This is a genomic window from Leifsonia sp. L25, from assembly GCF_050632895.1.
Genome location: NZ_JBODRZ010000003.1, coordinates 735,286 through 752,011, shown reverse-complemented (window position 1 = coordinate 752,011; position 16,726 = coordinate 735,286). Strand labels below are relative to the sequence as shown.

16 protein-coding genes are annotated in these 16,726 nt (G+C 72.0%); 9 read left to right on the top strand and 7 right to left on the bottom strand.

The genetic code is table 11. The annotated features are described in order from the left end of the window. Positions 1-370: 370 nt before the first annotated feature. From ACRAWC_RS07510 to ACRAWC_RS07500, 3 genes are read left to right on the top strand one after another with little or no spacing between them, the layout of a single operon-like run. Positions 371-817, top strand: coding sequence for an FAS1-like dehydratase domain-containing protein (locus ACRAWC_RS07510; RefSeq protein ID WP_431347162.1), 447 nt, complete (start codon positions 371-373; stop codon positions 815-817). Then, positions 817-1,242, top strand: coding sequence for a MaoC family dehydratase (locus tag ACRAWC_RS07505; protein WP_431347161.1), 426 nt, complete (start codon positions 817-819; stop codon positions 1,240-1,242). The genes ACRAWC_RS07510 and ACRAWC_RS07505 overlap by 1 nt, the downstream gene beginning before the upstream one ends. Before the next feature lie 8 nt (positions 1,243-1,250). Further along, complete coding sequence (locus ACRAWC_RS07500) at positions 1,251-2,441, top strand: UDP-N-acetylmuramate dehydrogenase (protein ID WP_431347160.1); 1,191 nt, start codon at positions 1,251-1,253, stop codon at positions 2,439-2,441. An 11-nt stretch (positions 2,442-2,452) separates the two neighbouring features. On the opposite strand, the gene ACRAWC_RS07495 is transcribed toward ACRAWC_RS07500, so the two are convergent. Continuing rightward, on the bottom strand, positions 2,453-4,570 hold the full coding sequence (locus ACRAWC_RS07495; protein ID WP_431347159.1) for a RecQ family ATP-dependent DNA helicase: 2,118 nt from the start codon (positions 4,568-4,570) through the stop codon (positions 2,453-2,455). Positions 4,571-4,782: 212 nt separating this feature from the next. Between ACRAWC_RS07495 and ACRAWC_RS07490 the strand changes: the two genes are divergently transcribed. From ACRAWC_RS07490 to ACRAWC_RS07480, 3 genes are read left to right on the top strand one after another with little or no spacing between them, the layout of a single operon-like run. Further along, on the top strand, positions 4,783-4,956 hold the full coding sequence (locus ACRAWC_RS07490) for a hypothetical protein (RefSeq protein WP_431347158.1): 174 nt from the start codon (positions 4,783-4,785) through the stop codon (positions 4,954-4,956). A 10-nt stretch (positions 4,957-4,966) separates the two neighbouring features. Continuing rightward, positions 4,967-6,046 carry a glycosyltransferase gene (locus ACRAWC_RS07485; protein WP_431347157.1) on the top strand — a complete coding sequence of 360 codons (1,080 nt, stop codon included), beginning with the start codon at positions 4,967-4,969 and terminating at the stop codon, positions 6,044-6,046. After that, the gene (locus tag ACRAWC_RS07480; RefSeq protein ID WP_431347156.1) at positions 6,043-7,305 is read left to right on the top strand and encodes an O-antigen ligase family protein; all 1,263 of its coding nucleotides are present in this window, start codon (positions 6,043-6,045) and stop codon (positions 7,303-7,305) included. Before ACRAWC_RS07485 ends, ACRAWC_RS07480 begins: the two co-directional genes overlap by 4 nt. Positions 7,306-7,498: 193 nt before the next feature. Here ACRAWC_RS07480 and ACRAWC_RS07475 read toward each other — a convergent pair whose 3' ends face one another. The 3 genes from ACRAWC_RS07475 to ACRAWC_RS07465 are packed head-to-tail and all read right to left on the bottom strand — an operon-like array spanning position 7,499 to position 10,510. Beyond that, complete coding sequence (locus ACRAWC_RS07475; protein WP_431347155.1) at positions 7,499-9,040, bottom strand: polysaccharide biosynthesis tyrosine autokinase; 1,542 nt, start codon at positions 9,038-9,040, stop codon at positions 7,499-7,501. Between the two features lies 1 nt (position 9,041). Continuing rightward, positions 9,042-9,410 (bottom strand): PqqD family protein, encoded by a 369-nt coding sequence (locus ACRAWC_RS07470; RefSeq protein ID WP_431347154.1) that lies wholly within the window; start codon positions 9,408-9,410, stop codon positions 9,042-9,044. After that, positions 9,398-10,510: a hypothetical protein gene (locus tag ACRAWC_RS07465; protein WP_431347153.1), complete on the bottom strand. Its 1,113-nt coding sequence runs from the start codon at positions 10,508-10,510 to the stop codon at positions 9,398-9,400. The genes ACRAWC_RS07470 and ACRAWC_RS07465 overlap by 13 nt, the downstream gene beginning before the upstream one ends. Positions 10,511-10,792: 282 nt before the next feature. Here ACRAWC_RS07465 and ACRAWC_RS07460 point away from each other — a divergent pair, with 282 nt between their 5' ends. The 3 genes from ACRAWC_RS07460 to ACRAWC_RS07450 are packed head-to-tail and all read left to right on the top strand — an operon-like array spanning position 10,793 to position 13,883. Further along, entirely contained in the window at positions 10,793-11,374 is a 582-nt protein-coding gene (locus ACRAWC_RS07460; RefSeq protein ID WP_431347152.1) for a low molecular weight phosphatase family protein, read from the top strand. Continuing rightward, positions 11,371-12,480 carry an LCP family protein gene (locus tag ACRAWC_RS07455; RefSeq protein WP_431347151.1) on the top strand — a complete coding sequence of 370 codons (1,110 nt, stop codon included), beginning with the start codon at positions 11,371-11,373 and terminating at the stop codon, positions 12,478-12,480. Before ACRAWC_RS07460 ends, ACRAWC_RS07455 begins: the two co-directional genes overlap by 4 nt. Beyond that, on the top strand, positions 12,480-13,883 hold the full coding sequence (locus ACRAWC_RS07450) for a sugar transferase (RefSeq protein WP_431347150.1): 1,404 nt from the start codon (positions 12,480-12,482) through the stop codon (positions 13,881-13,883). Before ACRAWC_RS07455 ends, ACRAWC_RS07450 begins: the two co-directional genes overlap by 1 nt. Before the next feature lie 19 nt (positions 13,884-13,902). Here ACRAWC_RS07450 and ACRAWC_RS07445 read toward each other — a convergent pair whose 3' ends face one another. The 3 genes from ACRAWC_RS07445 to ACRAWC_RS07435 all read right to left on the bottom strand — a co-directional run bounded on the left by ACRAWC_RS07445 (position 13,903) and on the right by ACRAWC_RS07435 (position 16,685). Next, on the bottom strand, positions 13,903-14,817 hold the full coding sequence (locus ACRAWC_RS07445) for a nucleotidyltransferase family protein (protein WP_431347149.1): 915 nt from the start codon (positions 14,815-14,817) through the stop codon (positions 13,903-13,905). Between the two features lie 384 nt (positions 14,818-15,201). Beyond that, positions 15,202-15,741 carry a hypothetical protein gene (locus ACRAWC_RS07440; RefSeq protein ID WP_431349498.1) on the bottom strand — a complete coding sequence of 180 codons (540 nt, stop codon included), beginning with the start codon at positions 15,739-15,741 and terminating at the stop codon, positions 15,202-15,204. Beyond that, positions 15,738-16,685, bottom strand: a complete 948-nt coding sequence (locus ACRAWC_RS07435; RefSeq protein WP_431347148.1) for a LiaF domain-containing protein — start codon at positions 16,683-16,685, stop codon at positions 15,738-15,740. The genes ACRAWC_RS07440 and ACRAWC_RS07435 overlap by 4 nt, the downstream gene beginning before the upstream one ends. Positions 16,686-16,726 lie beyond the last annotated feature (41 nt).

Genomic DNA, 16,726 nt, shown 5'->3' with positions numbered 1-16,726 from the left:
CGTATTCTCGGGGGTGTGGGACGAGGTCCCGAAAAATCCCCCAAACACTACATGTAGTGGAATGACAATCGTGTCATTCGGGTTATATAGTGGGTAAACACCGCGAGACACGCGAGTGACAAGATTTCCGGGGAGGCCATCATGGACTACGAAAACGACACTGTCGGCGGCTATGCAGTTCCGGTCGACCCGATGGATCTGCTGCAGTGCGACAGCTGCCAGTAGTCCGCTGACGACAGCTTCGAGAACCCCGGCGCCGAGTGCGCCGGGGTTCTCTTTTCCCGGGGAGGACGGGTTCCGGAGGGGAGACCGGGTTTTCGGGGCAGACCGGGTTTCGGGGCAGACTCGGGCGCTTGCGTAGAATCGACGCGTGCCAGTGAACCCAGAGCTCGTGGGCCGGAGTTTCCCGCCCACCCCTCCGTATCTCGTCGGCCGTGAGAAGGTGCGCGAGTTCGCCGCCGCCGTGCTCGCGACGGATCCGATCAGCTTCGATGTGGCCGCCGCGCAGGCCGCGGGTCACGCCGACCTCGTCGCGCCGCCCACCTTCCCGGTCGTGGTGCAGCAACTCACGCTCGACCAGCTCCTCGCCGACCCGCAGGCGGGCATCGACTTCAGCCGGGTCGTCCACGGCGACCAGCGGTTCACGTTCTCGCGTCCGGTGATCGCGGGCGACGAACTGACGGCGACGCTGACGGTCACGGCGGTCAAGTCGCTCGGCGCGCACAGCATGGTCACCGCCGAGTCGGTGATCGTGGACGGCGCCGGCGAACACGTCGTCACCTCTGTTTCGACCCTGGTCGTGCGAGGAGACGAGTGATGGCCGCCCCCGATTTCGATGCGCTGACTGTCGGCGACGTGGTCGCCGAGCGCTCGTTCGACCTGAGCCGCGACGCTCTCGTCCGCTACGCCGGCGCCTCGGGCGACTTCAATCCGATCCACTACCGCGACGACGTCGCGACCTCGGTGGGCCTTCCGGGCGTGATCGCACACGGGATGCTGACGATGGGGCTCGCCGTCCAGCCGGTGGTCGACTGGGCCGGGGACCCGGCGCGCGTCGTGGACTATCAGGTGCGCTTCACCCGCCCGGTGGTCGTGGACCCGGCGGAGGGCGCGAGCGTGCAGGTGACCGCCACGGTCGGACAGCTCGACACGGAGGCCCGGGTCGCGCGGATCGACCTCACGACGACCTTCAACTCCGAGACCGTGCTCGGCAAGGCGCAGGTGCGCGTCTCGCTCGCGTGAACGTCGAGATGACCGCGAGCGACGGAGCGACCCCGGGCGACGAGCCGGCCACGGGCGACGAGCTGACGGCGACCCCGCCCCTGTCGGAGCTGACGACCATGCGGGTCGGCGGCGTCCCGGAGGCCCTGGTCGCCCCGGCGGACACCGACGCGCTCGTCGCGGCCGCCCGGGAGGTCTGGGCCTCGGGCGAGGACTGGCTGCTGCTCGGCGGCGGCTCGAACACGGTCGCCGGCGACGAGGGCTTCGAGGGCACCGTGATCCGCGTGGTCACCCGCGGTGTCGAGCGCCTCGAGGCGCCGGAGGGCCGCGTGCGCCTGCGGGTGCAGGCCGGCGAGCCCTGGGATGACGTGGTCGCGCTGACCGTTCGCAACGGCTGGTCCGGCATCGAGGCGCTGTCCGGCATCCCCGGCTCGACCGGCGCCGCCCCGGTGCAGAACATCGGAGCGTACGGCCAGGAGCTCGAGTCGGCGCTGCTCGGCGTCGAGTTCCTGGATGCGGGCACGGGGGAGGTCCGTCGCCTGTCGCGTGCGGACCTGGACCTGGGGTACCGGACCTCCATCCTGAAGCGCGGGCTGCTCGGTGTCGTGCTCACGGTCGACCTGGAACTCGCGGACAACGCGGTGCCCGGCGGCGTCGGCGCGCCGCTCAGCGCCCCGGTCGCGTACGCTCAGCTCGCCGACTCGCTCGGGGTGCCGCTCGGGTCGCGTGTACCGGTCGCCGAGCTCCGCCGCGCCGTGCTCGCCCTCCGCGCCTCGAAGGGGATGGTGCTCGACCCGGCCGACCCGGACTCGGTCAGCGCGGGCAGCTTCTTCACCAACCCGATCGTCTCGGAGTCGTTCGCGCGCGGCCTGCCGGCGAAAGCGCCCCGCTGGCCCGTCACCCCTCCGGAGCCGGACGTCGTGATCGATCTCCCGGCCGGTGGCGTGCACCCGCTGGACATCCCGCCGCTCGCAGGTGGCCCCTACGACGTCAAGCTTTCCGCCGCTTGGCTGATCGAGAACGCCGGAATCCGGCGGGGGTTCGCGCTGCCGGGCTCGGACGCCGCCATCTCGTCCAAGCACACGCTTGCGATCGTCAACCGCGGCCACGCGAGCGCGGCGGACGTCGTCCAGCTCGCCTCCTTCATCCAGGCCCGGGTCCAGGCGGAGTTCGGGGTGCTGCTGCGACCGGAGCCCATCCTGGTCGGGCTCGACCTGTAGCCGCGCGTCGGTCAGGCCCGCAGGGCCGCGGCGAACGGAAGCACCGCGCCCGCACCCGCCCGGCGCAGTTCGCGCCCGGCAACGGTGACGGTCCAGCGGCTGTCGATCAGGTCGTCCACGAGCAATACCGGCGCGCCGGCGGGGAGTTCGAGTCCGGACGCGTCGAACCGGTCCCAGACACCTGCGAGCCGGTAGGTGCTGTTGCCGCCGGGGCCGCCCGTCGGTCCGCCGCCGCGCAACGCGAGGGCGCCGAGGTAGGAGAGCCTCCCGATGCGGGCGAGCCCGCGCGCGAGGCTCTCGGTGAACCTCGGCCGGCCGCGCGACGGTACGGCGACCACGGCAGCGGGCCGGTTCGCCCAGTCCCAGCCGGCGAGCACTTGCACGCAGGCGTTGAGGACCTCCGGAGGGCACTCGCCGTCCGCCGCGTCGGCGTCGAGGAGTTGCCGAAGCCGACCGCCCCAGCCGAGGTCGGTGAGCCGTGCGAGCACGCGGCCGGTCTCGAGCTGCTCGCCCGGGGCGATCTTGCCCCGCACGGGCACGCCGAGACTGTCCGCGCCGGTCGGCCACAGCTTCCGCGGTTCGACGGGGACGCCGACCCGGTCGAGCTCCGCCGCGATCGTCTGCCGCGCGTCCGTCGCGACTCCCGCCGGATACCATTCGCCGGCGCAACGGTCGCAGCGCCCGCACCGGCCGGCGTCGGGGTCGTCGAGCTGCCGCTGCAGGAACTCCATGCGGCACCCGGAGGTGGTCTCGTAGTCGAGCATCGCCTGCTGCTCGGCCTCGCGCGCTGCCGCGATCCGTTCATAGCGGTCGCGGTCGTACTCCCACGACTGTCCTGTCGACACCCAACCGCCCGGTACGCGCCGCACCGCGCCGTCGACGTCGAGCACCTTGAGCAGCAGCTCGAGGGTGGACGAGCGCAGGTCGACGCGGCTCTCCAGCACGCGCGTGGACTGCACCTGGTCGCTCAGCGCGCCGAGCAGGGCGGTCGCCTTCTCCTCGGTCGGCATGGCCGCCGTGGCGAAGTACCGCCAGATCGCGCGGTCCTCCGGGCCAGGCAGCAGCAGCACGTCCGCCGACTCCGTGGCGCGCCCGGCACGACCGACCTGCTGGTAGTACGCGACCGGGGAGGACGGCGCCCCGAGGTGCACCACGAATCCCAGGTCGGGCTTGTCGAAACCCATACCGAGGGCGCTGGTGGCGATGAGGGCCTTGACCTGGTTGCGTTTCAACCGCCCCTCGAGCTCCTCCCGTTCGGCCGGATCGGTCTGCCCGGTGTACGCGGCGACGTCGTGGCCGGCCCGCCGCAGCACACGCGCCGTGTCGTCCGCGGCCGACACGGTGAGCGCGTAGACGATCCCGCTGCCCGGGAGGTCGGCGAGATGCCCGGCCAGCCACGCCAGGCGGGCGGTGGCATCCTCGAGCGCGAGGACGCCGAGCCGCAGCGAGCGGCGCGCCAGCGGGCCGCGGATGGTGCGCACCGCCGCCGGGAGCGCTGAGTCGCCGAGCTGCTCCTCGACGTCCGCGACCACCCGCTGATTCGCGGTCGCGGTCGTCGCCAGTACCGGTATGCCCTCCGGGAGCTCGGCGACGAGGTCGCGCAATCGCCGGTAGTCCGGCCGGAAGTCGTGCCCCCAGTCGGAGATGCAGTGGGCCTCGTCGATGACGAGCAGCCCGCAGCGCTCGACCAGGGCCGGGAGCTGCTGGTCGCGGAAGTCCGGATTGTTCAGGCGCTCCGGTGACACGAGGAGGACGTCCACCGTGTCGTCGCGCAGCCGCGCGGCCACGTCGTCCCACTCGTGCCGGTTGGCCGAGTTGATCGACAGCGCGCGGACGCCCGCCCGGGCCGCTGCCTCCACCTGGTCGCGCATGAGCGCGAGGAGAGGGGAGACGAGGATGGTCGGCCCCGCGCCCTGCTCGCGCAGCAGCATGGTCGCCACGAAGTACACCGCGGACTTGCCCCACCCGGTGCGCTGAACGACGAGCGCCCTGCTGCGATCGTCGACGAGGGCCGACACCGCCTCGAACTGCCCGTCGTGGAACTCCGCGTCGGGACGGCCGACCAGCGCGCGGAGGCGGCTCAGGGCTCGATCGCGGGTGGCCGGGGAGGCGGTGTCAGTGGTGCTCATGCAGCCATCGTCCCAGACGGTGCCGACGTCGCGACCGGAGCGGGCGAATCTGGGGAAAAGGTCACTGGTTCGGCGAGCTGTGGAGGACTTTGCGCGTGCCGGCGGCAGGCACTCGTGTCGGGTGATCGAGGAGATGAAAAGGCGATGCCCGCCCGGGAGGCCGGCGCAGATCGCTCCCGAGCGGCGGCGAACGCGCCCCTACAGTCTGAGGCGTGTCCACTCGTACCCATACCCGCGCACAGGCTCCGCTCCGCCCGTTCGAGCTGCGGCTCCGCCTCCCCAACGGCACGTCCGCGGTCGTCGTGATGGACGCGCGCAATGTGGGGGAGGCGCTCGACATGGCCCGCAACGCGCTCGGCGACGTCCAGGTCATCGAGTCGCGGTGAGTCCTCGTCCGTGACAGCCGACCCCCAGGGCCGCGGCCCGCTCCGCGTGATGCACGTGGTCGACAGCATGGGACACGGCGGCGCTCAGCAGGTGGTCGTCGACCTGTCCAATTGGCTGGCCGTCGAAAACGACGTGCAGGTATCGGTGTTCGGGACGGGAGGCCCGGCCGTCGCCCGATTGGCGCCTGCCGTCCGCTTCGTCGAGCACGACACCAGCGGGTTCGTCGGGCAGACCAGGCGCTTGCTGCGCGCGGCAGGCCGGCTGCGGCCGGAGATCCTGCACGCCCACCAGCGCCGCGAGGCCCTGCAGTCGCTCATCGTGGGCCGGCTTCTCGGCATCCCGGTCGTCGAGCACGCGCACACGCGGCTGCCGAGCGTTCGCCCGAGGGCTCTGTCGTTCCGTAGCCGCGTCGTCTTCGCGGTCGGTCCCGCCGTCGCCGAGATGGTCGTGGTGGACGCCGGCCGCCCGGCCGACCGTGTGGTGATCGTCGGCAACGCCCCAGCGCAGCGCACCGGAGCGCCCGACCCTGTCGCGAACGAGATCGCCTCGCCGCTGCGACTGCTCGGGGTCGGCCGGATGGTCGACCAGAAGGACCCGCTCCGCTTCGTCCGCGTCGTCGCGGAGCTCGCGACCCGGCGTCCGGTGGAGGCGACGTGGGCCGGCGACGGCGAGCTCCGCGACGCCGCGCGCGCGTCGGCGATCGAACGGGGCGCGCCGGTCGACCTCGCCGGCCAGGTCGACGATGTCCCCGCGCGACTGGACGCCGCGCACTTCCTGCTGATGACCTCGCGCTGGGAGGGCACGCCCCTCGCGGTGCTGGAGGCCTTCGACCGCCGCCGCCCGGTCGTCGCGACGGCATCGGCCGCGAACGGGCTCCTCGGCGACGGCCGGGGCTACGAAGTCCCCGACGACGCCACGGACGCGGAGTTCGCGGACATCATCGCCCGAGCGGCGGACGACACCGCGGCCCGTGCCGCCGTGGTGGAGAGGGCCAAGCGCTGGGCCGACGCCGAGGCGTCCCCCGAACGCGTCTTCGGCCCGGTGCTCGAGGCGTACCGGCGGCTCACCGGGCCGGCCGGCCGCTCGTGAGCCCGCTGCTGCTCTTCGGCGGGGCCGTCGCCATCCTGGCGATCGTCCTGCTCATGATCGCGGTGCCTCCGCGGCTGATCCGCGGCGTTGCAGTGTCGTTCACGGTGGTGGCGGCGTCGTTCGGTCTGGCGTCGTTCGCACCCGACTCCGTGCGGCCGCCCACCGCTCTGGCCGCCATCGGCGTCCTGGTGCTCGCACTCGTCCGGTCGCGGGCCGACACGTCCGGCGGCGTCCGCTTCTGGGCCGTGGCCGCCTGGTGGGGATTCATCTCGCTGAGCGTGTTCCTCGCGGGCAGCTATGGCACGAACCGCATCGTGCTGTATTTCGGCCTGGCGACGCTGGCCGCGTACGTCGCCTCCTCGCTCAGTCGTGCGGAGCTCAGGATGGTGTACGCCACGATCGCCGGTCTGACCGCCGTCCAAGTCGGTCTGGCGTTCGCCGAGATCCTCGTCCTGGCGGAGCCGATCTGGGGGTACGCGGGGACGATCCGGTACAACCCGTTCACCAACGACGTCTACGCACGTGCCCAGGGCACGTTCGGGCACCCCATCGTCTTCGCGGTCTATATCGGGATCGCGATGATCGTCGCGTGGTCGAATCCGGCGCGCTGGTCTCAGAAGTGGAGACTGGCGAACCTGACGGTCGCGACCGTCGGCCTCGCGCTCTCGGGAACGCGCAGCGCCGTCGCAGCCGTCGCCGTCGGGCTGCTCGTCCACATCGCGCTGAACAGCTCGCTGACCTCCTGGCTGCGTGCCGCTCTCGGCGTCGGAGCGGTGATCGTCGTGCTGCTGAACATCGACATCGGGATCGGCGCCCTGGTCGACAACCTGCTCGACTCGGGTTCGTGGACGCACCGCCTCGGCGCGGCCGAGTCCGTCGGCGCCCTCCTGGACCGGCCTCCGATGGAGGCGTGGTTCGGGACCGGGTTCGGGGGTGAGGCTGTTCTGTACGATCGCGGCCTCATGCAGCAGACCTTCCTCCGAGCGGTCGACAACATGCTCGTGTATGCCCTGGGGACTACGGGGATCGTGGGCCTGATCGCCCTCCTCGCGCTCTGGATCGTCGCCTTCTGCTTCGCCGACCGGACCATCAAGGCCGTGCTGGCGATGCTCTTCGCGATGTTCTTCTCGTTCGACCTGTTCACGTGGATGAACATCGGCGTGATCACCAGCTTGATGATCGCCCTCCCACGCGCGGACAAGCCGGTCACGGGCGTCGTCCCGAGGGTGGACTCCGCGCCGGCGCTCGGCACCGTCTAGGCGCGTGGGGCCAGGACGTCGTTGCGAGCTGCAGGGGTGCGACGGGCGTTCACCGCCGCCGTCATCTTCGGGCACCGACCAGGTCGTTCTTCTTCGGCGGGACTTCCAGCTGAGGGGTCGGGTTAGCGCGGTGCCCTCGAACAGCGCCTTCGTGCTCGAGAAGGCGTTACAAAGGCCTGCAGCGTCGGAGCCGTCACTGCCCGGCGCGGAGCTCCTTTCGGGCCGAGCGGCGCGTCGGCGCGTCGTCGCCCTTCGGCCCGTCGGCGCTCGCCGGCTTCTCCGCGTCGCCCGCGGGGACCGACGCGCTCTCGTTCGACGTGTAGTAGTCGTTGCGGTAATACCCGTAGTCGTGGGAGTCGACGCCGTTCGGCGGGATCTTGTTGAGCACGGCGCCCAGCACCTTCCCGTTGACGCGTGTGACCGAGCGGTACGCCTTCTGGAGCTGCTCGGCCGTGACCTGCTTGGCGCCGACCGTGATCACGACGCCGTCCGCGATGGTGCCGAGGATTGCCGCGTCCGTCACCGAGAGAAGCGGGGGCGCGTCGAGGATCACCGTCGCGACGCCGGACAGTGCGCCGATCAGCTCGCGCATCGTCCGCGAGCCCAGGAGCTCGCTCGGGTTCGGCGGCACGCGGCCGGCGCCGAGCACCCGCAGGTGGTTGCTCGCGGTCGGCGCCTGGAGGGCGTCCCCCAGGGCGACGCGGCCGCTCAGCACATCGGTGAGGCCCACGCCGCCGCGCAGGCTGAACAGGGTGGACTGCATCGGACGGCGCAGGTCGCAGTCGATGATGACGACGTTCGCATTGCCGGAGGCGATGGCGTCGGCGAGGTTCGCTGTCAGGGTGGACTTGCCCTCACCGGGGATCGAGCTGGTCACCACGATGACCTTCGGCGGGTTGTCGACGTCGATGTAGCTCAGGTTCGTGCGCAGCTCGCGCAGGGACTCGGAGATCGCGAAGAGCTGCACCGAGTCGGCCGAGCCGTCGTGCTCGACGATGCGCTTGCGGTCGGAGAGCGCCGGGCTGGCGGGGACCGTCCCGATCACCGGGGCGTCGAGGAGGCGCTCGATCTGGTCGACGGAGCGGACCCGGCGGTCGAAGTGCTGACGGAGCAATGCGTACACCAGGGCGAGCGCGCAGCCCGCGAGCAGCGCGAGCACGAGCGCCGTCTGGATGTTGGGCGACGACGGGAAGTACGGGGGACGCGCGTTCGCCAGCGGCACGAACGAGATCGCCGGATCGCCGACCGACCCCTCCGGTGACTCCAGAGCCTTCACCTGGTCCGCGAGCGCGGTCGTCCAGGCGTTGGCGAGCTTCGCGGCACCGTCAGGAGTGCCGGCGCTCGCGGTGATCTCGATGATGGCGGTGTCCGCGGGCAGCGTCGCGCTGATGTGCCCGAGCAGGTCGGAGATGGAGCGGTCCGTGCCGAGGATCTCTTGTGCGCGCTTGGCCACCGCGTCGGACGTCGCCACGCGCACGTACGACTCGGCGCGCGACTTGGCGAGGCTCTCGCCCGCGAACGCCATCGAGAGGCTCTCGCCGGTCGCCGCCTGGGTGAGGCCCGTCGACGTGGACTGGTAGACGCGGGGTTGCAGTGCGGTGAATCCCGCGACGAGACCGATCGTCGCCAGCACGATGATCGCCTCGCCGAGCCAGTAGCGCCTGAGCATGCGCACGAATTCACGCAGATCCCTGCCCTTCGACTGGTTCTCCGTGGTGTCCGTCGGCGAGGTCATCTCACAGCTCCATTCCGGCGTCGTCGGCCTGTTCGTGGTCGGGTTCGGGGTGAGTGGGCTCGATCAGTCGGAGCCGCAGCAACTCGTCGATCAGAGACCGGCAGTCGGCGCGCGCCGACTCCGGGTGGTCGGGGTACGAGCCGAGCACACGGTCGACGATCGCGTCGTCGGTCGCGTGCCCGTCGAACGACTGCCAGAGCAGGCCGGAGGTCCCGTTGAGGACGAACTGCCGGAAGTCGGAGACGTCGGCCACCGCCCAGCGCCCCGCCGTCGTCTCGACCCACACGACGGAGCGGGCATGACGGTGCACCTCCGCAGAGCTTTCACCCTCGATGTCACCCACTGTGCCGGCGTTCATCAGGTCCGCCACTCGAGCACCTCGGCCCTGACGAGGACGTCGATCGTGGTGTGCAAGGCCAGGTCGTCGCCCGGCGCGGTGCCGTGGACCGCCCGCAGCCGATCGAGGAGCTCCGCTTCGGATCGCGCGGTCGCGGCTTCCAGCCACAACGTCTTCGCGACCCCGGCGAGCACCCGGATCTCGCTCCCGTGCGCGAGGACGAGCAGGTCGGAGGTCTCCAGAGCGTCGTCCGGCTGTGTGCGGATGAGGCCGGGGCCGGTCCTGTCGTCGCGGTCGCAGGCGACGTTCGTGAATGCGAGCTCCTCCGCCGGCAGCCGCGGCGACGCGGGCGGCCCGGAGTCGGGGTCGAGGTCGAGCACGTCGGCATAGCTGAGCTGTTCGATCCCGCCGACCTGCCGGATCAGCTCCGCGAGGGCGCCGAGCGGGCTCGGGTGATGCTGCAGCGCCGAGAGCTGCGGGACGAGCGCCTCCAGGCTCTCGACGACGTCGAGCCGCCGGGACCGCGGCCGCCGCGAGCCGCCGGCCTCCCGGTTCAGCACGATCACCCGGTCCACCTCGTGCGCGACGCCGGCGACGCGCAGCCCCAGCTCCGCGGGAGCGAGCTGCGCTTTGGCCGGCCCTCCACGCTCCACCGAGAGGGGCTTCGGGTAGGGGAGGACGCGGCCGTCGGCGCCGACGAGGGCCGTCTCGTCCGTCAGATACCCGTGCGGGCAGGCCAGTCGGGTGATGGCGGTGGTCTTTCCCGCCCCGGAAGGTCCGACCAGGAGGATCGCGCGGCCGTCGGCCCGCACGGCCGCGGCCGCGTGGAACAGCAGCCCCTGTCCGGTGCTCAGGTCGATCAGCGAGCGTGTGATCAGCGCACTGGCGTGGGCCAGGCCGACGGCGACCGAGTCCCGCGTGTCCCCGGGGGAGTCGAGGACGACCTCGTCGTCGGACTCGGCGCGCGGGTCGAGCAGCAGGTGCGCCCACGCCTCCGCGAACGCTGCGGCGAGGGCGCCGGCTCCCGCGCCGGTGACCCGGACCCGGATCGCCCGGCCGAGTGCACCGACGACGAAGTCGGCCTCCGCTTCGTGCGGGCCCTGCAGGTGCGGTCCGATCGGGTGGGCGGGCATGGCTCTCCTCGGGTGCGGTCGGGTCGGGGCGGAAAGACCCAGTATCGGCGCGGGCATGGCCGGGGAGTCGTCGCGGACCTCGCGCCTCGGCGCCGCGGCGATCGGGTGATGTTCTACCGGAGCGATCCGGCACGCAGTCGATTCGTCGGGTGAAGAACGGAACGCGAACGAGCGCTGTCGTCTCCCACCCGGCGGGAGCGGCGACGTCGGCCGGGTGATCCTGTCCGTCTGCATCTGCGACCGCGGCCGTCCTCGCCGCGACACCGACCGAGGGGAGGCCTGATGCCCGGGAGCGGGTTCTCCGTCCTGTTCGTGTGCACCGGCAACATCTGCCGGTCGGCCATGGCCGAACGGCTCCTGACGGCCCGGTTGCAACCCTCCACCGGTGGAGCGAGTGAGGGAGTGACGGTCCGGAGCGCGGGAACGCGCGCGGTCGTCGGACGGTCGATCTCGTCGCAGACCCGCCCCCGCGTGCGCGCGTTCGGCGGCGACCCGGACGGCTTCGTGGCCACGCAGCTCACCGAGGCGACGATCGCCGGCTCCGACCTCGTCCTGGCGCTGACCCAGGAGCACGCCACGCGGGTCACCGCGCTCGACCCGGGCGCTTTCTCCCGCACGTTCACGCTGCTCGAGTTCGCGCGCGCGATCGAGGGCTTCGCCGTGGCCGGCGACCCGGGCGATCCTCGTCGGTGGCGCGCGCTCACCGACCGCGCCGTGGACGCACGCCGCCACGGCCTGCTTCCGCCGCGCGCGGACGACGACATCGACGACCCGTACGGCCGGCCGGACGAGGCGTTCGACGAGATGGCGCGCCGGCTCGTCCCGGCGATCGACATCCTGGCCGGCCGGCAGGCGTCCGCGTGACGACGCCCGACGGCGGCGACGACCCGCGCCTCCCCGACGGAGCCGCGCCTCCCGAAGTATTCGGGCACAGCCAGGAGCAGCGTCGACAGGAGCGGCGTCGATCCGAACGCAGGCGACGGCGCCGCCTCTGGATCTGGATCACCGCCGCCGCGCTGGTGATCGTGCTGCCGGCGGCACTCCTCGGCGGGTACCTGCTCTGGCTGGGGCGGTCGTTCGATGACACCGTCGAGCGCATCCCGAAGGCGTTCCCGGACGAGTCCGGGCGTCCGGCGGCCGTCGCGGGGGCCACCAACCTCCTGCTCATCGGATCGGACTCCCGGAGCGGGCTCCGCGACCCGATGTCGGGCGAGGGGACAGGCGAGCGCTCCGACACGCTCATGCTGGTCCACATCCCCGCGGACCGTTCCGGGATCGTCCTCGTCTCTCTGATGCGCGACCTCTGGGTCCCGATCCCTGGCCACGGCGAGAGCAAGATCAACGCCGCCTACAGCTGGGGCGGCGTGCCGCTGACGGTTCAGACGGTCGAGGGCATGCTCGGGGCGCGCGTCGATCACGTCGCGGTCGTCGACTTCGGAGGGTTCGGCGAGCTCTCCACGGCGCTCGGCGGCGTGAAGGTCTGGTCCGACCAGGCGTTCACGTCCAAGAACATGCCCGGGTACAGCTTCGACAAGGGCGAGAACCGGCTCGAGGGGTCGGCCGCCCTGGCGTTCGTCCGAGAGCGGTACTCGTTCCCCGACGCCGACTATCAGCGCGTGCGCAATCAGCAGGCGTTCGTCCGCGGGATGCTCCAGGGCTTCATCAGCGCTCGGACCTTGACCGATCCGGGCAGGACGCAGTCCGCGATCACGACGCTCGCGCGGTACGTGGCGGTGGACGAGGGGTTGACCGCGTCGGCCGCCGCGTCGCTCGCGCTCAGCTTCCACGGCCTGACGCCCGACGCCATCCACACTCTCACGCTGCCCACCGCGGGGACGGGGACCTCTCCGGACGGGCAGTCGATTGTGCGCGTCGACGAGGCGCGCGTCGAAATCCTCAGAAAAGCGCTCGCCGCCGACGACGTCATACCGACGTTGAAGCGCGGCGCGCTCGGCGATGGAAGGAACTGATGGTCCGCACCGAATCACAACGCCCGCAGACGCTGACCGGCCGGCTGCGCGCCGCGCGCACGCTCGTCCTGGCGGACGCGCTGGTCGTCGGCGGAGTCCTCGCCACCGCACATCTCGCACGCTTCGGGAGCCGAAACGACCGCTTTCAGATCGGGCCGCTCGACACCTCCTACCTGATGGTGTCTATCCTGATCGCCCTGATCTGGCTGGTCCTCGTCGCGATGCTCAACGGGTACGTGTCCTGGCCGAAACGCCTCAACGGCCCGTCGTACGGTCCCCCGGTCCGTGCGACCGTCTGGCTGGTCGCGCTCCTCGCGGTCGCCTCCCTCGTCCTCCAACTCGACCTCTCGCGCGCCTACCTCGCCTTCGCCATGCCGTTCGGCCTGCTGGGTCTGCTCGCGGTGCGCTTCGTGTGCCGGTGGTGGATCTACGCGCACCGCGCGCGCGGCAGGTACATCCGGCGCGCGCTCGTCGTCGGCACGCCGGAACGCGTGGCCGAGCTCGCCGCCGTGTTCGCGGAGCGGGCGGCGCGGGTCGCCGTCGACGTCGTCGCGACGACCGGCATCGAGAACGCACGCGGCCCGTATCTGCGCCGACTCGTCGAGCAGCATCGCGTCGACATCATCGTCCTGACCGAGGAGCGCGACGGCGCCAACGTCCGCCAGCTCCTCTGGGATGTGGAGGGCGCAGGCGCCGTGGTCTGGCTCTCCATCGACGTGCCGGAGCTGGCTGCGCCGCGCGCCGAGTACTTCCCGATCGACCGGCTCCCCATCGTCGAAGTCGCCCCGGCCGATCGCTCGATCACGCGGCGACGGGCGAAGCGCGTGTTCGATGTCGTGCTGAGCGCCCTCGCGCTGACGCTGCTCCTGCCGGTCATCGTCGTCTGCGTCATCGTGATCCGGCTCGACAGCCCGGGTCCGGCCTTCTTCCGGCAGTCGCGGGTCGGCCGCGACGGCATCGCCTTCGGCATCGTGAAGCTCAGAACCATGCGGGTGAACGCCGAGGAGGAGGTCGCCGACCTGCAGCACAGGAACGAGGGAGCAGGGCCGCTGTTCAAGATCAAGGACGACCCGCGCGTCACGCGCGTGGGAGGGTTCCTGCGCCGCACGTCGATCGACGAGCTGCCGCAGCTGTGGAACGTCCTCAAGGGCGAGATGAGCCTCGTCGGACCGCGGCCGGGGCTGCCGTCCGAGGTGGCGGAGTACGACAGGGACAGCCACCGCCGGCTCATCGTCAAGCCGGGGATGACCGGGCTGTGGCAGGTGAGCGGTCGCTCCGACCTGTCCTGGGAGCAGGGCGTGCGGCTCGACCTCTTCTACGTGGAGAACTGGTCGGTGGCCGGCGACCTCCAGATCCTGTTCCAGACGGTCGGCGTGGTGCTGCGCCCGAACGGCGCGTACTGAGAGTCGGCGGCGCCAGGCCTCAGGGCCGCCGCCGGCCGCTCGCGCGCAGCACCGCGAGCGCCTTCGGGAGCGCCCTCGCCCCGCGGACCCAGCGGCGCAGGTAACGGCCGGCGAGCTGGGCGGGCCCGAGCGTCGTCGCGGTGGTCTCCTTCACGAGCGCGGAGGTCGGCGGGAAGAGCGCGAGGCGGAGCTTGGTGAGGCGCTCCCGCGGCGTCGCCCGCTTCCACAGCAGTGCCCGCCGCTGGGAGGCTTCGGGGAATTCCGTGCGCAGCCGCCACTCGGAGGAGGCCTCGCCCCAGTCGTACTCCGCGTCGAAGGGCTTCAGCCGCTCCAGGAACGGTCGAGCCGTGGCGAGCGCGCCGAGCCGGTCCGCGCGCTCGAGCAGGAGCGAGACGTCCATCCGGGAGCACCGTCCGACGAGGAAGTCCAGCTCGAGGCGGTGCCGTCGCGAGAAGCGCGACCGGATCGCATGGACGGCGCCGATCATGATCGCGTCGACGAGTCCCGGGATGGAGATCGGCTGGTTGCCGCACCACATGGTCGTGCGCTGCGCCCAGATCGGAGCGAAGACGTCGTCCTCGAGCTCCAAGCCGGGGTAGCGGAAGTGGACGTCGATGTCGGCGGCCCACTCCGGGTGGTACATGCTCGCGCTGTGGACGGGGAAGGTCTCCGTGTCGGGATCGTGCGGCCTCCGGCGCCAGCCGCGCTTCTCCAGCTCGTCGAGGAGCGGGCCGTAGTCGTCGTGGGTCACGAGGACGTCGACATCGCTGCTGATGTGGGCGGGGCGGAGCCCGTACTGATCCGCGGCGATCCCTTTGATGACGACCAGCCGGACGCCGATCGTGGCGGCCAGCCGGGAGACGGCGGCGGTGAGCAGCAGCGTCGGGTCGGGGACGGCCGGAGGCACGGGCGGGACGCCGGCCGGTTTCACCATGCTTTTCACTCCAGGTCTGCCGATCGGCGATCGTGGGGGCTGCAGCCGCGGTCGGGCCCGTCCCGTGTCGCCCGGGAATCCGCGGCGATCGCGCGTGAAGGCGTGGCAGCCCGCGGCTGTTCACCACTCATAGTCACACCGGGCGCGAGAGGTGAGCGCTCAGGTGATCCTGATGGACCGCTGCCGCGTGATTCCGCGACCGGCCCGGATCGGGCCCTCCTCGCATCGGCCTTACTGGAGTCCTGCGGTCGCCGCTTCCGGTACGGGTACCCGGAGCGGCGCCGCCAGTGGGTGGCAGAGCGTCGCCGCGTCTGCGTGCGTGAGGACGTCCACCCCGGTGCCGGCCGGCTCATTCGGGTTGAGCGGCCGGCACCTTCTTCCGGGTCAGACCTGCCGGCGCCGGCGGTTGCGCTGGGCGGCGCTGATCGCGCCGAGCAGTGCCGAGACGACGATGACGATCCCGAGGGCGGCGATCCACACGGCGACGGTGCCGCCGGGCGAGAGCGTCGCGAGCCACACCGTCACGCCCGCGAGACGCACGGGCGACGAGACGACCACCAGAACGGTGGCGGCGAGCAGGATGATCAGGATGCCCCAGACGATCCCGCCCCAGCGCACCGGTGGCGGACCGGAGAGCGCCGGGCGCGCCGGGAACGAGTAGGCCGCGTCCGAGAGCCAGGGCTCGGCGGGGGCCGCTGCGGGCGGCTCCGCCGCGGCGACCGGCTTCGTGGGCTCGGTCGGAGCTGCGGAGGCGATCGGGGTCGTGGACGCCGTCGGCGTGTCGGCCGCGGCGGGGATCACCAGGGTCTCCGCATCTCCCGCGTCGGCGGCTGCCGGCGTGGTCGACGGCGTCGGCGGCTGCGCGTTCACGTCGTCGGTCGGCTGGTCGGCGTTCGTGGGCATCTCGTTCTCGCTCTCGTTCACTTCTGGACCCGCTCGATGCGGACCGCGTCGATCTGCGCGACGCGGACGATGGCCTCCGGAGTCCCGCCCGGTCCGACCAGGATGTCCGTGGAGCAGCCGCTGAACGGCTCCGGGTCGCAGCGGTGCACCTGCTCGCCGCCCGAAGGGTCCGTCACCGTCACGGTGGAGGCGGTGGCCGCCTCCACCCGCACCGTGGAGTCTGCGGGGACGATCACCGTGGTCGGTCCCGGCCCTTTGGCGAGGTTCACCACAGGCGTGCCGGACGCCGTCACGGCCTTCGTGAGATCGATCGTCGTGTCGCCGACGGCCTGCAGGTAGTTCGCGCTCGCGGCCGGGGTCGCGGACAGTGTGCTGCCCGCCGTGATGCTCGCATCCAGGCGGACCGCCGGGGAGGTCGGCAGCAGCGCGGCCAGCACGGTGAGCGCCGCGAGCAGGATGCCGAGGAAGATCAGGAAGCCGCTGCGGCGGCGGGCGATCCCTGCGATCAGGATCGTGACGCCGAAGACCAGCGTCGCCGCGGCGAGGGCGGCTGTCAGGGCGTAACCGGGCAGGCCGGTGAGCGGCCCCCAGAGCGCCGCGGCGAGGGCGCCGGCGACGAGCGCCAGGCCGACCGCCAGCCAGCCGACCGCGGCGCCGACCCGCGGGTTCGCCGCGCGGTAGGCCACGCGTCGGGCCTCGGCCTCGGCGTTCGCCGCGGACGCCTGAGCCCGGAGCTGGGCAGAACGCTGGGCCTTCACCGTGCGCATGTCCTCGGAGAGCCGCTGCTTCCACTGGTCGTGCTCGGCCTTCCACTGCGCCTGACGGGCACGCCAGTCGGTGACCTCGCGGTCGGTCGCGCCGGCGCCGGGCGCGGGAGGGGCGGTCGGCTCGGCGACCGTGGCGACGGTGGGGGTCGTGGGGAGGAGGGCTCGCGGGTGCGGACGGCTGCCCGGCCGTCGCGGCACCGCCCGCACTTCCGGTCCACCACCGGCGATCGGCCTGCCTC

Excerpts from the sequence above, each read along its gene's own strand:
- ACRAWC_RS07505 (WP_431347161.1), top strand. The coding sequence starts at position 817 with ATGGCCGCCCCCGATTTCGATGCGCTGACTGTCGGCGACGTGGTCGCC.
- ACRAWC_RS07460 (WP_431347152.1), top strand. The coding sequence starts at position 10,793 with ATGCCCGGGAGCGGGTTCTCCGTCCTGTTCGTGTGCACCGGCAACATC.
- ACRAWC_RS07475 (WP_431347155.1), bottom strand. The coding sequence starts at position 9,040 with ATGACCTCGCCGACGGACACCACGGAGAACCAGTCGAAGGGCAGGGAT.
- ACRAWC_RS07465 (WP_431347153.1), bottom strand. The coding sequence starts at position 10,510 with ATGCCCGCCCACCCGATCGGACCGCACCTGCAGGGCCCGCACGAAGCG.
- ACRAWC_RS07495 (WP_431347159.1), bottom strand. The coding sequence starts at position 4,570 with ATGAGCACCACTGACACCGCCTCCCCGGCCACCCGCGATCGAGCCCTG.
- ACRAWC_RS07450 (WP_431347150.1), top strand. The coding sequence starts at position 12,480 with ATGGTCCGCACCGAATCACAACGCCCGCAGACGCTGACCGGCCGGCTG.
- ACRAWC_RS07445 (WP_431347149.1), bottom strand. The coding sequence starts at position 14,817 with ATGGTGAAACCGGCCGGCGTCCCGCCCGTGCCTCCGGCCGTCCCCGAC.
- ACRAWC_RS07500 (WP_431347160.1), top strand. The coding sequence starts at position 1,251 with ATGACCGCGAGCGACGGAGCGACCCCGGGCGACGAGCCGGCCACGGGC.